Origin of the sequence: Streptomyces sp. LaBMicrA B280 (genome assembly GCF_049222185.1) — a bacterium.
Taxonomy (GTDB): domain Bacteria; phylum Actinomycetota; class Actinomycetes; order Streptomycetales; family Streptomycetaceae; genus Streptomyces; species Streptomyces murinus.
Map to the genome: position 1 here is coordinate 113,318 of NZ_JBMJCT010000002.1, position 14,802 is coordinate 128,119.

6 protein-coding genes and 1 pseudogene are annotated in these 14,802 nt (G+C 73.4%); 2 read left to right on the forward strand and 5 right to left on the reverse strand.

The window, feature by feature from the left end; genetic code table 11:
• Nucleotides 1-19: 19 nt before the first annotated feature.
• Both ACLF5H_RS01800 and ACLF5H_RS01805 read right to left on the reverse strand, forming a co-directional pair.
• Nucleotides 20-1,834 carry a non-ribosomal peptide synthetase gene (locus ACLF5H_RS01800; protein ID WP_421674308.1) on the reverse strand — a complete coding sequence of 605 codons (1,815 nt, stop codon included), beginning with the start codon at nt 1,832-1,834 and terminating at the stop codon, nt 20-22.
• Nucleotides 1,831-8,037 (reverse strand): acyltransferase domain-containing protein, encoded by a 6,207-nt coding sequence (locus ACLF5H_RS01805; protein ID WP_421674309.1) that lies wholly within the window; start codon nt 8,035-8,037, stop codon nt 1,831-1,833. The genes ACLF5H_RS01800 and ACLF5H_RS01805 overlap by 4 nt, the downstream gene beginning before the upstream one ends.
• Before the next feature lie 681 nt (nt 8,038-8,718).
• Between ACLF5H_RS01805 and ACLF5H_RS01810 the strand changes: the two genes are divergently transcribed.
• Together ACLF5H_RS01810 and ACLF5H_RS01815 are read left to right on the forward strand one after the other, a co-directional pair.
• Nucleotides 8,719-10,077 (forward strand): MFS transporter, encoded by a 1,359-nt coding sequence (locus ACLF5H_RS01810; RefSeq protein ID WP_421674310.1) that lies wholly within the window; start codon nt 8,719-8,721, stop codon nt 10,075-10,077.
• An 86-nt stretch (nt 10,078-10,163) separates the two neighbouring features.
• A complete protein-coding gene (locus tag ACLF5H_RS01815) occupies nt 10,164-10,736 on the forward strand; it encodes an ATP-binding protein (RefSeq protein WP_421674311.1) in 573 nt (190 codons plus the stop codon).
• Nucleotides 10,737-10,766: 30 nt separating this feature from the next.
• Here the strand turns inward: ACLF5H_RS01815 and ACLF5H_RS01820 are convergent, their stop codons facing one another.
• The 3 genes and pseudogenes from ACLF5H_RS01820 to ACLF5H_RS01830 form a co-directional block, all read right to left on the reverse strand.
• Nucleotides 10,767-11,546, reverse strand: coding sequence for a DUF1206 domain-containing protein (locus ACLF5H_RS01820; RefSeq protein ID WP_421674312.1), 780 nt, complete (start codon nt 11,544-11,546; stop codon nt 10,767-10,769).
• A 163-nt stretch (nt 11,547-11,709) separates the two neighbouring features.
• On the reverse strand, nt 11,710-12,141 hold the full coding sequence (locus tag ACLF5H_RS01825; protein ID WP_421674313.1) for a GAF domain-containing protein: 432 nt from the start codon (nt 12,139-12,141) through the stop codon (nt 11,710-11,712).
• 598 nt (nt 12,142-12,739) lie between these two features.
• A pseudogene (locus ACLF5H_RS01830) lies at nt 12,740-14,742 on the reverse strand (helix-turn-helix domain-containing protein).
• Between the last annotated feature and the right edge of the window lie 60 nt (nt 14,743-14,802).

Genomic DNA, 14,802 nt, shown 5'->3' on the forward strand with positions numbered 1-14,802 from the left:
AAGAGGGTTGGGGGAACGCTCAGTTACCGGTGGCGGAGGCGCGGCCGCGCAGTGCGGCACGGCGTACGGCGGCGCGTCGGCGGGCCGACTCGACCACCTCGGGGGTGGCGTCGCCGTCCTCGTCGAGCCAGCGGCCCAGCGAGTGGATGTCACGGAAGCGGAAGAGGTCGGGAACCCGGACACGGCGGTCGAAGCGCCGGGTCATCAGCCGGGCCAGCCGCACCAGCAGCAGCGAGTCGCCGCCGAGGTCGTAGAAGGCGGCCCGGACGTCGATGCCCGCCGGTTCCAGGCCGAGCAACTGGCCCCAGATCTCGGAGAGCGCCACCTCCGTCGGCGTACCGGCGGCCGTCACCGGCCCGCCCTCGGCGGCCGGTGGCTCGGGCAGCGCGGCGCGGTCGAGCTTGCCGCCCGGCGTCAGCGGCAGTTCGTCCAGGACCACGATCGCCCCCGGCACCATGTACTCGGGCAGTTCGGCGGCGAGCTTGCCGGTGATGGTGGCCTGGAGCCCGGCGTCCAGCCGCGCGCCGCCCCGGGGCCCGCCCTCGGCCACGACGTAGCCGACGAGCCGGCGCCCGCGCACGACGGCCGCGGCCTCGCGGACCTCGGGGCAGCCGGTCAGCCGGGACTCGACCTCCTCCAGCTCGATGCGATGGCCGCGCACCTTGACCTGGTTGTCGGTACGGCCGACGAACTCCAGTTCGCCGCTGCCGGTGAGCACGACGACATCGCCGGTGCGGTACAGCCGCCCGCCGTCCTGGAACGGGTCCGGCACGAACCGTTCGGCGGTGGTCTCGGGCCGGTTGAGATAGCCGCGGGCGACGCCGGTCCCGCCGAGGTACAGCTCACCGGGGACACCGGCCGGCACCGGCTCGCGGTTCTCGTCCAGCACATGGAGCACCGCACCGGCCGCCGCCGCGCCGATCGTGGGCTCGCCGGTGCCGTCCCTCGGCACCGGGCCCAGCGTGCAGAAGACGGTGCCCTCGGTGGGGCCGTAGGCGTTGAAGACCTCTGCGCCCGTCTCCGCGTACACCCGGTCCACCAGCTTGCGCCGCAGGGGCTCGCCGCCGAACACGACCGTGCGCAGGTTCGGCGGCAGCCCGCCCGCGTCGAGCAGGGCGTTGGTCACCGACGGGATGGCGTGCAGCAGGGTGACCCGGTCGGCGTACGGGCTCTCGGGCAGATGGACGGTGCTCTCCACGAGCACGAGGGCGCCGCCCCGGCTCAGCGCCGGGAAGATCTCCATCACGGACATGTCGAAGCAGATCGAGCTGGCCGCGCAGACTCCGCCGAGGTCGCGGTCGCCGAGGACCAGGTCCCAGGCGGACAGCATGGCCGCGCAGCCGCTGTGCCGGATCGGCACGCCCTTGGGCTTCCCCGTGGAGCCCGAGGTGTAGATCACATAGGCGGTGTCGGCGGGTACGACCGGTACGGGCCGCGCGCCGGACTCGGTCGTCACGGCCCCGTCCAGCACCACCAGGGTCGGACCCGCCGGGCAGCTCTCCCGGGACGCGGGCGTGGTCAGCAGCAGATTCGTGCCGCTGTCCCGGACCATGAACTCCAGCCGCTCGGCCGGGTACCTCGGGTCCAGCGGCACATAGCAGGAACCGGCGCGCAGTACGGCCAGGACGGCGACGAGGAGGACGGGCGTGCGCTCGACGCAGACGCCGACCGGGACCCCGGGCCCCGCGCCCTCGGCGACCAGCCGCTCGGCCAACTCCCGGGATTGTTCGTCCAGTTCGCGGTAGGTCAGCACCCCGGCGTCGGAGTGGACCGCGGTGGCGTCCGGGGTCTTCCCGGCCTGTTCGATGAACCTGGTGTGCAGGGTCTGGGTCACTGGTCCGTCCCCTTGGCCCGGTCGCCCGGCGCGATGTCGTCGAGTGCCAGGTCGGGGTGGGCGATCGAGTCGAAGAGCACGGTGCGGTAGAGCGCGAGCAGTGCCGTCACGGTCCGCTTCTCCAGGTAGCTCGGTTTGTACTGGACGTGGCCGACAACCTCGCCGCCGATCTCCGCCATCGAGATCTCCAGGTCGAACTTGGCGAGGTGCCTGCGTACCGGCAGCGGCTCCAGAGGCAGCGCGCCCTCGGGCGCGATGGTGTCGCCGATGCCGTGGAAGAGCTTCACGGAACGCGGGAAGGCGTCCGCGGAGAGCCAGTTGAGGACGACGTCGAACCACGGCGAGCGGCCCTCGGCCCGCGGGGGCTTCAGCTCGGACGCCAGCAGGTCGAGCGGGTAGTTCATGTGCTCGAGCAGGCCGAGCGAGAACGCGTGCACCTCGCGCAGCAGCTCCCGAAAGCCCCGGTCACCGGCCGGTTTCGCCCGTACCAGCACCGTGTTCAGGTAGTAGCCGATGGCGGACTCCCAGCCGGGCTCCGCGCGTTGGGCGATGGCGGTGGCAAGCACGGAGTCCTCGACACCGGCCGCGCGGTTGAGCGTCGCGAAGAATCCGGCCAGCACCACGGTGCTGATCGACACCCCCTCGCGCACCGCGAACTCCCGCAGCGTCCGCGTCTCTTCGGCGCTCCAGCGGAACGTGAGGTCGCGGCCCTCGTAGGTGACGCCGGGCGGGCGCTCGACGGGGGACAGGTCGAGATGGGCGGGCGGGTCGGCGAGCCGCCGCGACCACCAGTCCAGTGCCGCCTCGGCCGCCGGACCGGCCAGCCACTGCCGCTCCCACGCCACGAACTCCGTGTAGGGGGCGACCGGTTCGGCGGCCGCCGGATCGACGCCCTCGTAGAACTCCTGGAGTTCGCGGATCATCACATCGGCCGACGCCGCGTCCGAGGCGATGTGGTGCACGAGGACCAGCAGATAGTGGTCGGCGGGCCCGCGGGTCATCAGGACGACCCGCACCAGCGGCCCGTTGTCCAGGTCAAGCGGCATATGGCCGTACACGGCGAGTTCCTCGCGGGCCTGCTCGTCGTCCAGGTGGGTGCTGTCCGTGACCAGGAACTCGTACTCCGGTTCGTCGAGGATGACCTGGTACGGGCTGCCGCCCGCCTCCACGAAGATCGTGCGCAGCGCGGGATGCCGCCGCAGCACGGCCGCCACGGCACGCTCCAGGGCCGGTGCGTCGACCTCGGCCCGGACCCGGGCGGCCACCATGAAGTTGTACGGCACGGCGTCCGGGTCGATCTGCTGCATGAACCACAGCGAGGACTGGCCGTGCGACGCCGGTGCCAGCTCGAACCCGAGCCCCTCGGCGCGGAGTTGATCGAGGGCGGGGGCGTCGGTGGGTTCGAGGAGACCGCGGGCGGCCAGCTCCTCCAGAAGCTCCTCGGCGTCCAGTTCGGACAGGCCGGACAGGCCGGACAGGCCGGAGAGGCCGGAGAGGCCGGAGAGGTTGTCGAGGGGGGTGCGGGCCGGGCCGGGGGAGGCGGCGGGCGAGGGGGAGGGTGAGAGTGAGGCTGGCGCGGGCAGTGGTGTCGCGGGCGGGGCCTGGGTGGGCCGGGCCTGGGCGGGCGGTCCCTGGGTGACCGGTGCCGTCCCGGCCGCCGCGCCCGCGTCCGTCCCCGCGCTCTGCCCGCCGACCATCTCACCGAGGTGGCCGACGATCTCGGAGATGGTCCGCCCGTCCAGGAACACCACCGGCGACACCCGCTGCCCGAAGAGCGACTGCACCCGGTTGACCAGCCGGATCGCCAGCATCGAGTCGAGCCCGAAGTCCCGCAGGCTCGACCCCGCGTCGAACCGGTCCTCCGGCACGCCCAGCACCTCGGCGATCTCACCGAGGACCAGCTCCTCCACCGACCTGCCCGGCACGGCCGTACCCACCGGCTCGGCCGCGGCCTCCGCGGCCTCCGCGACCGCCACGGGCGACGTGGCTGACGCGGTTGACACGGACGGCACACCCGATGCGGCGGCCCCGGCCTGTACGACCGTGGTCGCCAGGGCACCGTCGACGCGCGGCGCCGCATCCAGCCAGTAGCGCTCCTTCTGCCACTGCACGAGCGGGGTCTCCACGACCTCGACGTCGTCCGCGAACAGCGCCTCGAAGGTCAAGGGCACGCCCCTGACGTGCAGCGAAGCGGCCGCCTCCAGCAGACACCGCAGATCGCTCGCGCCGCGCCGCAGGGAGTTGACCGCGTGCACCCAGGCGCCCCGGGTCAGCGCGATCTCCTCGACCGCGCCGCGCAGCGTCTCGTGCGGGCCGATCTCCACGAAGGTGCCGATGCCGTCCTCGACCAGCGCGCCGATCGTCTCGGCGAACCGGACCTGATCGCGCAGGTTGCGCACCCAGTAGTCGACGTCCACGACCGGGTTCACCGCGCCGGGCAGTGCCGTCGAGTGGAAGTCGATGCTTCCGGTCAACGGGCTGATGCCGTCGATGAGTTCACGCAGCGGCCCGGTCAGCGGATCCATGCCGGGGCTGTGCACCGGCCGTTCGACCCGGATGTTCCTGGTCGAGATCCCGGCCGCCCGCAGGTCCGCCTCCAGGGCGCGGACCGCCTCCGGCGAGCCCGAGACCGCCGCGCTGGTGGGGCTGTTGACCACGGCGACGGCCGCGTGCTCGGCGTACGGCGCGAGCCACGGCAGCAGCTCCCGCTCCGGCAGGTCCACCGAGATCATGGCGCCGGGGGCCGCCTCGCGTTCGAGCAGCCGCGACCGCGCCACGACGACACGCGCGGCGTCCTCCAGCGACAGCGCCCCCGCGACACATGCCGCCGCGACCTCGCCCAGGCTGTGCCCGACGACGGCGGCCGGCTGGATGCCGAGCCCCAGCCAGACCCGCGCCAGCGACACCTGGAGGGCGAACAGGACCGGCTGCTGGAAGTCCATCTCCTCAAGGCGGGCCTCGGCCTCCGGGGCGTCGAGCTGTTCGAGCACCGAGCAGCCGCCGGCCGCGCGCACGGCGGTGTCGCAGGCGTGCATCCAGGTGCGGAACCCGGTGTGCGTGCGCAGCAACTCCCGTCCCATGCCCACCCATTGGGTTCCGCCGCCGGAGAAGACCAGTGCCACGCGCCGGTCGGCGTTGCCCGAGACCGTGCCGGTGACGACCTCGGGGTGCGGTCGCCCGGCGGCGACCCGGGCGAGCCCGTCCAGCACGTCCTGACGGCTGGTGGCGAGCAGCGCCACCCGGTGGTTCTGATGGGTGCGCCGGGTAGCGAGGGTGTAGGCGAGGTCGGACACCCGCAGACCCGCGTCGCGTTCGACATGGTTGGACAGCGCACGGCAGGTGTCGGCCAGCGCCGCCGCCGAGTGCGCGGACACCGGTACGAGACGCGGGACTTCGTCGTCCGCGGGGGCGCCCCGACCGGGTGCGAGGTGGCGTCCCCGGTCACCCATGAGGAACGGGGACGCCGTCACCGGGTGACCGGCGGCGTACAGCGCGCCGAGTGAGCCCAGCAGGGTCTGGGCCTCGTCGGCGCCGCGCCGCAGTGAGGGCAGGGTGGCCGCGTCCAGGAGCTGCGAGGCGGCCTTGAGCAGGAGCGGATGCGGGGAGAGTTCGACCACCGCGTCGATGTCGTGGGCGCGCAGCGCCGTCAGGGCCTTGACCATCTGGATCTCGTGCCGCAGGTTGTCCGCCCAGTAGTCGGGCCCGAGTTCCGCGCCGTCCACGCGCTCGCCGGTGACCGTCGAGATCATCGGGACGCGGGTCGTCCGGGGCCTGATGCCGTCGAGTTCGGCCCGCAGCGGGGCGAGGACATGGTCGACCAGGGGCGAGTGGGGCGCGTGGCCCATCCGTACCCGATGGGTCGTGATCCCCTCCTCGGTCAGCCGCTGGACGAGCGCGTCGATCTCCTGCGGGGTGCCGGTGACCAGCGTGGAGTCCGGGCCGTTGTGGCCGGACACCGTGAGCCGCCCGGTCAGATACGGCCGGACGGCGGCCGCGTCGGTGGTGACCACGATGCCTTCGCCGCGGCCGACGGCCAGCTGCTGGAGCAGTCGGCCGTGGCAGGCGGCCAGCCGGGCGGCGTCCTCGAAGTCCAGCGCCCCGGCGATGTGCGAGGCGGCGAACTCGCCGACGCTCTGGCCCACGACGACATCCGGCTCCACCCCCAGCGAGCGCCAGGCGTCGGCGAGCGCGACCTGGAGGCAGAACAGCAGCGGCTGGAAGACGTCCATGTCGTCCAGGCGGCCGTCGGCCGCGAGGAGTTGATCGACCAGGGAGAAGCCCAGCAGCTCCCGCATCCGCCGGTCGGAGCGCAGCACGGAGCGCCGGAACACGGGCATCCCGGCGAGCAACTGCCGCCCCATGCCCACCCATTGGGATCCGTTGCCGGAGAAGAGGAACGCCACTCGCGGCCTGCGCCCGTCCACCTCTCCGGCGCTGAGCCCCGAGACCGTCGTACCGGCGGCGAACGTGTCCAGCTGGAAGCGGAGTTCGCCCATGTCACGGGCGGCGGCCGCGAGCCGGAACCTTCCCTCACCGGGCTGGTGCCCGCAGACCTCCCGCAGATCGTGCTCGTCCCGCAGGGCCCGGGCCCGGTCGGCCAGCGCCTCGGGGGAGTTCTCGGCCAGCAGCAGGAGTCTGCCCTCGGGGCGCGGCAGTTCCTCGACGGCGACATGGCAGATCGCGCCGCCGAACCCGAACGAGCTGACGCCCCCGCGGCGCGCGTCGGACCGGCGCGGCCACGCGGTGAGCCGGTCCTGCACGGTGAGCCCGTACTCGTCGAAGAGGATCTGCGGGTTCGGCGCGGCGTAGTGCAGGCTCGGCGGCAGCACCCCGTTGCGGATCGACAGCGCCAGTTTGACCAGGCCGACGATCCCGGCCGCCGCCTCCAGATGGCCGACGTTGGACTTGACGGACCCGAGCCGCAGCGGCGCGGGCCGGTCGCCGCCCAGGACCGCGCCGATGGCGTTGGCCTCGATCGGGTCGCCGAGCGGCGTCGCGGAGCCGTGGCACTCGATGTAGTCCACGAGGGACGGCGCGATCCCGGCCCGCCGGTACGCGGTGCGCAGCATCAGCTCCTGCGCCTGGGGGTTGGGCGCGGTCATGCCGTTGCTCAGGCCGTCGTTATTGGCCGAACTGCCCTTGATCAGGCAGTACACCGGCAGCTCACGCTCCAGCGCCACGCTGAGCGGGGCGAGTACGACGACCCCGGCGCCCTCACCGCGGACGTAGCCGTCGGCGCGCGCGTCGAACGTCTTGCAGCGGCCGTCCGGGGCGAGCGCGCCCATCTGGTCCATGGCCGTGTAGTAGTCGGAGACGAAGCTCAGATTCACGCCACCGGCCAGCACCAGCTCGCTCTCGCCCATCCAGATCGACTGGCAGCCCAGATGCACCGAGACCAGCGAACCGGCGCAGGCGGCGTCGACGGCCATGCTCGGGCCCTGGAGGCCGAGGACGTAGGAGACGCGGTTGGCGATGATGCCGTCGTGCATTCCGGTCGCGGTGTGCGGGGTGATCTGGCTGTCGGGGCCCCGGTAGTGCGCGAGCGCCGCGTAGTCGCCCCAGCAGGAGGCCATGAACACCCCGGTGTCGCTGCCGACCAGGCCGAGCGGCGGTACCCCCGCGTCCTCCAGCGCCTCCCAGGCCAGCTCCAGGATCAGCCGCTGCTGCGGATCCATCTGGACGGCTTCCCGGGGCGAGATGCCGAAGAACAGCGGGTCGAACCGGTCGATGCCGTCGATGAACCCGCCCCAGCGCACCGTGTCGCCGAGCAGCTCGCGGCGCGCGGCCGGCACCGGGCCCACGGCATCGCGTCCCTCGGCCAGCAGTCGCCAGAACGCGGCGGGATCGGGGCCGCCGGGGAACCGGCAGCCGATGCCCACGATCGCGACGGGCTCGTACGAGGGCCCGCGGCGATCCCGGCCGGGGGCAGCCGCCTTCGGTGCGGCGGGCGGGCCCTCCACCAGGGCCCGGGACAGCTCGTCGACGGTCGGATATTGCCACATCCAGGTGACCGGAACCGGGCGGCCGAGGAATTCGGCCAACGCGGCGGCAAGGGTGGCCGCCTTGGCCGAATCCAGACCGTACTGGTGCATCGGCGCCCAGCGGTCCACCGCGTCCCTGGAAACGTCCAGCAGCTCCACGAAGCGAGAAAGCAGAAAATCTGTGACGGCGCGCACATCGCGCGCCCCGCGCTCTTGGGGCATTTCGCCTCCTCGGCAAGGCGGATGAAATGGGCCGGTCGCCGGCCCGAAAGCGGGAGAGGGTTCACGGACACAGAGGTACGTTCAGCCGCGCCGGGTACTCCGACGCGTCACCACACACGCGAAAGCGGCCAAGAGACGCTGATGAAAGAGGAGTTGGAGGAATGTCCGAGCGATCGAGCGTCCGTGGTCAGCGGATGCCTACCGGCTCGTGCTCGACGGATCGTGCGGCCCCGTGGTCAAAGGCGGAGCCGCCGCATACCGAAATGACTGCACTGAACCATGACTGCACTGAACCGCCCTCGTTGAGTCACCCGACAGAATCAGCTCACGGTCAGTTGCGTTGACTGTGGCGACGCACACGCGAAACCCCTCGCCCGCACGGCCACCGCCGATGGGAGTCACGGTCCGCTTTACCCGGACGGACCGTATGACGAGGTGCTCACCCCGATCGGCGAATGTCAGCCTGCCATCCGGTGATTGGTGGGGCAAGAGTGCCTGCTGGCCGGAACCCGCACTGGCAAGATTTGACTCCCGGGTGGCTGGTTCGCCGACTTGCGCGACGGCCGGACCATATGAACTGAGCCTTGTTTCAAGCCACTTGGAAGACGGGCGATTGACCTGGGTGGGGCGCGGTGATCGTCTTAGGGGGTTCGTGTCCCGGGGAGAGGAAGCAGCACCGCGATGCTCAACACATCAGCACAGGGGCGGGCCTTGTCGCAGCGGCCGGGCCTGGCGCTCGGGGTGCTGGCCGGGGCACTCGCACTGGATCTCAGCGGCATGGCCGTACTGAACGCGGCCCTGCCCTCCGTCGGGGCACGCTTCGATCTGCGCGACACCACGCTCCAGTGGGTCATGACGGCCTACTCCGTCACCTTCGCCGGATTCCTGCTGGTGGGCGGGCGGCTGGCCGATGTGTTCGGCAGGCGCCGGGTCTTCGAGGCCGGCGTCGCGCTGTTCACGCTGGCCGCGCTGGTCGGGGCGCTGGCGCCGGACGGCGCGGTGCTGCTCGGCGCGCGGGCGGTCCAGGGCATCGGCGCGGCCCTGTCCGGACCGGCGGCGCTCGCCCTGCTCACCGAGGTGTTCCCGGAGGGCCCGAGCCGGGGCCGGGCGCTGGGCGTGTACGCGGCGGTCGGCGCGGCCAGCTTCAGCGGCGGGATGCTGCTGGGCGGCGTACTGACCGAGTTCCTCGGCTGGCGGTCGGTGCTGTGGTTCTCGGTGGCGCTCGGCGCGATCGTGCTCGCGATCACCCGGTCCGGACTGCCCGACGGGGTGGGCACCAGGGTCCCGCTGGACATGGCGGGCGCCATATCCGGCACCCTCGGGCTCGCGCTGCTCGTCATCGGAGTGAGCCTCGGCGGGGTGTGGGCCTGGGCGCTCATCGCCGCGGCGGTGGTCTTCCTGGTGCTCTTCGCCGTCCGCGAACAGCGCACGCCCGACCCGCTGCTGCCGCTGTCCCTCTTCCGGATGTCCTCGGTACGGCTCGCCACCGCGGCGGCGTTCCTCCAGTACACCGCGTCGGTCGCGATCGTCTTCTTCGCGCCGCTGTACCTCCAGGGCATGCTGGGCTACTCACCCGTCGAATCCGGCCTCTCCCTCGTCCCGATGTCCCTGACGGTCTTCCTCACCGCCAACTTCGCCACCGGACGCCTGCTGGCCAGGTACGGCCCGCGCGCCCTGATGGTCACCGGACTGCTCCTGATCGGCGCCGGAACGGCCCTGTGGATCACCACCCCGGCCCACGGCGACTATCTGCTGCATGTGCTGCCCGGCCTGGTGATCAGCGGTTTCGGCCAGGGCCTGAACTTCCCCGCCATGACCACCTCCGGCCTCTCGGACGTCCCCCCGAAGCAGCACGCCGTCGCCGGTGCGGTCAACGTCGTCGCCCAGCAGATCGGCTCCAGCGCGGGCGTGGCCGCCCTGGTCCTCCTCGCCGCGACCTCCGGCGACCGGCTCAGCGGCTACCACCTGGCGTACCTGGTGGCGGGCATCGCCTGCGCGATCGGCGCCGGGGGCATCGCACTGGCCCGCCGACGGGACTGAGTGCCCGGGGGCCTTGGGCCACCACGTGAGAAATGCCGCGGGAATTCCGAGGCATGGAGTCCGGGGCCCGGGGTATGGGCGGCCACGTGAACGCAGCGCCAACGATCCGCACGGCGCCCCGGCCCCGTACCGGCGGCCGACGGCCCGTGCCCGCCGAACCGCCTGCCGCCGTCGCGGAGTTCGACGGAGACCTCGGATGCATCGCCCAGGCACGGCACCGGGCGGCAGGGTTCCTGAACCGCGCCCGGGCCGAACACGGCGTCGCCGTCTCCGCGCGCGCCCTCGACCTCACGCGGCTCGTCGTCAGCGAAATGGTCACCAACGCATGCAAGTACGCCCCGGGTCCGATCCGCATGGACCTGCGGCTCACCGGTGCCCGGACGGAAGACCCCGGGATCGAGATCTCGGTGCGGGACTCCGTCCCCCTTCCTCCGGTGGTCCGGGCCGCCGAACCCCGCCGGGTGGGGCAGCACGGGCTGGAGATCGTCCTGGCCGTCGCCGAGTCGTTCGAGATGCGGCCCGAGCCGCCGGGCAAGACGATCACCGTCCGGATCGCCCTCGCGGACGGCGGGGACGCCGGACGGGGCGCGGGCGCGGACCGGCGGTGCGCGCGGACCCGGCGCCCCGCACCGCGTCGTCGGCCACGCGCCGCCGACTGAGCCGCCGCTTTGAGCGGCCCCGCCGCCCGGTCACAGCCGCTGCCACCGCGCGCTGCACCACGAGAAGACCCCGAACGCCGCCAGGCCCAGCGCGATGAGGGCGAGCAGCCAGGGTCCGGCCGGCAGATCGCGGAAGGAACGCAGCGTGTCGTCCACGCCCTTGGCCTCGCCGGGCCGGTGCCGGGCGGCCGCGACGACGGCGAACCCGCCCGCCACGGCGAAGACGACACCCTGCGCCGTGCCGCCGACCACACCGAAGAAGTCCGTGATCCGCCTCGCCGGCGGCGACATGGCGTCGATCCGCAGGTCCGCGCGGAACTCCTTGCGCAGCGCCCGGACCGCCATCCACACCCCGATGACCACCACGGCGGCGCCGCCGACGCCCACGAGCCACTGCCCGCCCGGCCAGCGCAGGGCCGTCGCGGTGACATCCTGCGTGTCCCGGTCGGAGGATCCGCTGCCGCTGCCCCGGGAGCCGACCGCGTAGGCCAGCACCGAGAAGGACAGGAAGACGTAGAAGACGCACTGGGCCGCCGCCCCCGCCCGCTTCGACGGCTTGCCCGCCCGCGGTCCCGCCCCGCCGAACACCGCCTCCGACAGCCGCCACAGCGCCATACCGGCGAGCGCGGCCCCGACGACCCAGAGCAGCGCCACCCCGAGCGGCCTCTCGGCCAGTTCCTCCAGGGCGCCGCCCCGGTCGGCCTGCTGCCGCCCGCCGTCGCCGCCAAAGGCGATCCGCAGCGCGATGACGCCCACCAGGACGTGGATCAGCCCACGAGCGGCGAAGCCGGACCGGGCCGCCACCGCCATCGCCGTACCGTCCGCGGCCCGGCGCGCCTCGCCGCGTCCCCGTGGCGCCCATGACCGGGCCCATGACCGTGCATCCATATTCCGCCGATGCCCCGGGGAACCCGTCCGACACCTCGGCGAGCGGGCACACCGGAACCTCGCGGGCGGCGCGGCCGACGGCGGGTCAGCGGCGGCTGGTGGCGAGGGCGTGCAGATGATCGAGGGCGCCGGCGACGGTGCCCCGGTGCCAGATCAGCCAGCGGGCGACCTGGCCGCCGAGGTCGTCCAGGGCGTTCACCTGGGCGTCGGTGAGGTCGTCGAGGGTCCTCTCGTGGTGGGAGGAGATCATGCCGACCACGGCACCCTTCGGGCTGACCAGGGGAACACTGTGGCAGGCGCGGCTGCCGGTCTGCAGGATCGCCTGCCGGGAGCCCTCGTCGAAGGCGTCGGAGGCGGCGACGTCCTTGACGGTCACCTGGCGCGCCTCCTCGGCGGCCCGCGCGCACGAGGTCGTCGAGGCCTCCACGAAGGTGAAGTAGTCGGTGAAACGCTTGTTGAGCCCGGTGTGCTTCTCCATCCGCAGCATCCCGTTCTCCACCAGCTGCACATTGCCCATCTCGGCCCCGGTGATGTGCAGGGCGCGATGCAGGGCGGCCGTGAGGACCGCGCCCTGGCCGACCGGCTGCCCCTCGCCGCGCAGCCCGGGCAGGGCGGGCGCGGCGCCGCGCGGCCCGCAGCCCGGGCAGGGCGGGCGCGGCGCCGCGCGGCCGGCCCGGCATCCAGCTGCGGGCGTTCCGCTCCGGGGCGGGCGCCTGGACCGCGACGTCGGCGAGCGTGTGCAGCTTGACGTTGAACCGCTGGGAGGTGCGGCGCAGCAGGTCGAACGCGTCCTTCCGGGACGGGAGCCGGTAGCGGGAGACCAGAAGATCCTCGGCGCGCGCGACACCGGCGTGCGCCAGCCGCTGGTTCCGCTCATCGAGAAGGTCGTCGAGGCCGGCGGTACGGCTCCCCGCCGCGCCGTCCGGTACGGCTTCCCTGTGTTCGGTGGGCGTCTCCTGGTCCGCGGTCACCGGCTGGCCTCCTTGTCCGACGCCACCTGCACGAGGTGGTCGCCTCCCGAATGAGTGACAACACCGTGGCGCCTGCCGGCCGAAGCACCTGCCCACACTGTATGCACACACATCGGGGCGACCGCCGGTCGGCCCCCCGCCGCGTCACCCGCCGGACAGCAGATGCAGACGCAGGGCGAGCTGGAGTTCCAGGGTCTGTTCGGGGGTGTTCCAGCCGGGGCCGAGCAGGGCGTGGACGCGGTCCAGGCGCTGCACGACCGTGTTCACATGGACGTGCAGCTCCTCCTTGGCCCGGGTGAGGCTTCCGCCGCAGCCGAAGTAGGCGCGCAGGGTGCGGACCAGCTGAGTGCCGCGCTGGGCGTCGTACTCCAGCAGCGGCCCCAGGGTGGCGGCGACAAAGCCGTCCACGTCGTGGTCGTCGCCCAACAGCACGCCCACGAAGCCGAGTTCGGCGGCGCAGGCGCCGCTCCCGTCCCGGCCGAGCACATGCATGGCCCGCAGACAGCGGACGCCCTCGGCGTGCGCGTCGGCGATCGCCCGCGGTCCGGCCGCGGGACCGGCACCGGCGACCGTGACCGCCGTCCCGGCCAGCCGTCCGAGCTGACCCGCGGGGGGAGGGGGAGGAGAGACCGGAGGGGGGGAGGGGGGGGGGGGCCCGCGGCGGCCCGGGCCGCCGCACCCGGATCGGTGCCGTCGCAGGGGAGCAGCAGCACGGCCGCGCCCTCGTGGACCGCGCTGACGCCGCCGCACCCGAACAGGTACTGCACCGCGGCGTCGGCGAGCCGCTCCCGGGCCGCGTCAGCGGCGCGGGCGACCAGCAGGAAGTGCGGGCGGTCGAGGTCGATGCCGAGCCGACGGCCGCGCGCCACCAGTCCGGCCGGGTCGCGGTCGGGCGCGGTGAGCAGATCGGTGACCAGGTCGCCGCGGACGCGGTTCTCCGTCTCCGCGACCGAACGCCGCAGCAGGAGCAGCAGCGAGGTGACGACGCCGCTCCGCTCGAACAGCCGCCGGTCGGGGTCGTCGAGCTCCGGCCGCCCGTACAGGACGAGACAGCCCAGCAGTTCCTGCCCCGCCAGTACGGCGCAGACCCAGCGCCCGTCCCGGAGCACCGCGTGGGCGGTCGCGCGCGAGCTCTCGGCCGCCGCGACCAGCGCGGCCGCCTCCTCGGCGGCGGCCGGGTCCTCCGTACCGTCCGTGCACCCGCCGCCCTGCTCGCCGGTCGCGGTGAGCGGCCACCCGGAGCCGTCGTGGACCGCGACCTCGCCCTTCAGCAGACCGGCCACGGCGGCGGCCACGTCCGAGACGTCGCCGCCGCGCAGCACCAGATCGGTGAGCCGGTCATGGGACTCCGCGGCCCGCTGCATGGCCGCGGAGTGCTCCCGGATCACGGCGTTGGCCTCGGCCAGTTCGGCCAGCGCGAGCCGTGCGTCGGCCATCGTCCGGGCGGTGTCGATGGCGATGGCGGCGTGGTCGGCCAGCGAGCACAGCAGGGCGACCTCCTCCGGGGCGAAGGTGCGGGGCGTACGATCCGCCGCGAAGAGCGCCCCGATGACCTGGCCGCCGCTGCCCGACCCCAGCAGCAACGGCACCCCGAGTATCGCGACCAGGCCCTCGTCGAGGACCCCGGCGTCGATGCTGCCGGTGTGCAGGAAACGGCCGTCGGTGCGGTAGTCCGGGGAGGCGTAGGGCCGGGCGGTCTGCGCGACCAGCCCGCCGAGGCCCTCGCCCAGTTGCAGGCGCAGATTCTGGAACAGCTCCGACACCGAGCCGTCGGTGACCCGCATATAGGTGTCCCCGGCCTCCTCGTCGGCCAGTGTGAGGTACGCCGTGTCGGTGCCCAGGAGCGTCCTGGCCCGCCGCACGATGGAGCGCAGTACGGCGTCGAGGTCGCGCAGGGCCGCCAGATCGCCCGCGGTGTCGAAGAGCGCGGTCAGCTCCGTCTCCCGGCGCCGGTGCTGCCGCAGCGTGTTCCGCACCCGCAACGCCGCCTCGATCGCCCCCTCCACCTCCGCGAGGTCCTCGGCGTCGACACCGCGGCGGCGCGCGTCGGCGGCGACGGCGCCGAGTTCTTCGGCCGGGGCGCCCGCGGCGAGGAGTTCGAACAGCCGGCGCAGCTGCGGGGCGGCGGAGGTGGGTCTGTGCGACATGGGGCAACCGTGGGGAAGTCGGGGGCACATGAGGGGCGAACGGCGAGCGGGTTCGAACGG

Coding starts and splice junctions, on each gene's coding strand:
- ACLF5H_RS01805 (WP_421674309.1), bottom strand. CDS start 8,037: ATGCCCCAAGAGCGCGGGGCGCGCGATGTGCGCGCCGTCACAGATTTT.
- ACLF5H_RS01810 (WP_421674310.1), top strand. CDS start 8,719: ATGCTCAACACATCAGCACAGGGGCGGGCCTTGTCGCAGCGGCCGGGC.
- ACLF5H_RS01820 (WP_421674312.1), bottom strand. CDS start 11,546: ATGGCGGTGGCGGCCCGGTCCGGCTTCGCCGCTCGTGGGCTGATCCAC.
- ACLF5H_RS01825 (WP_421674313.1), bottom strand. CDS start 12,141: ATGGGCAATGTGCAGCTGGTGGAGAACGGGATGCTGCGGATGGAGAAG.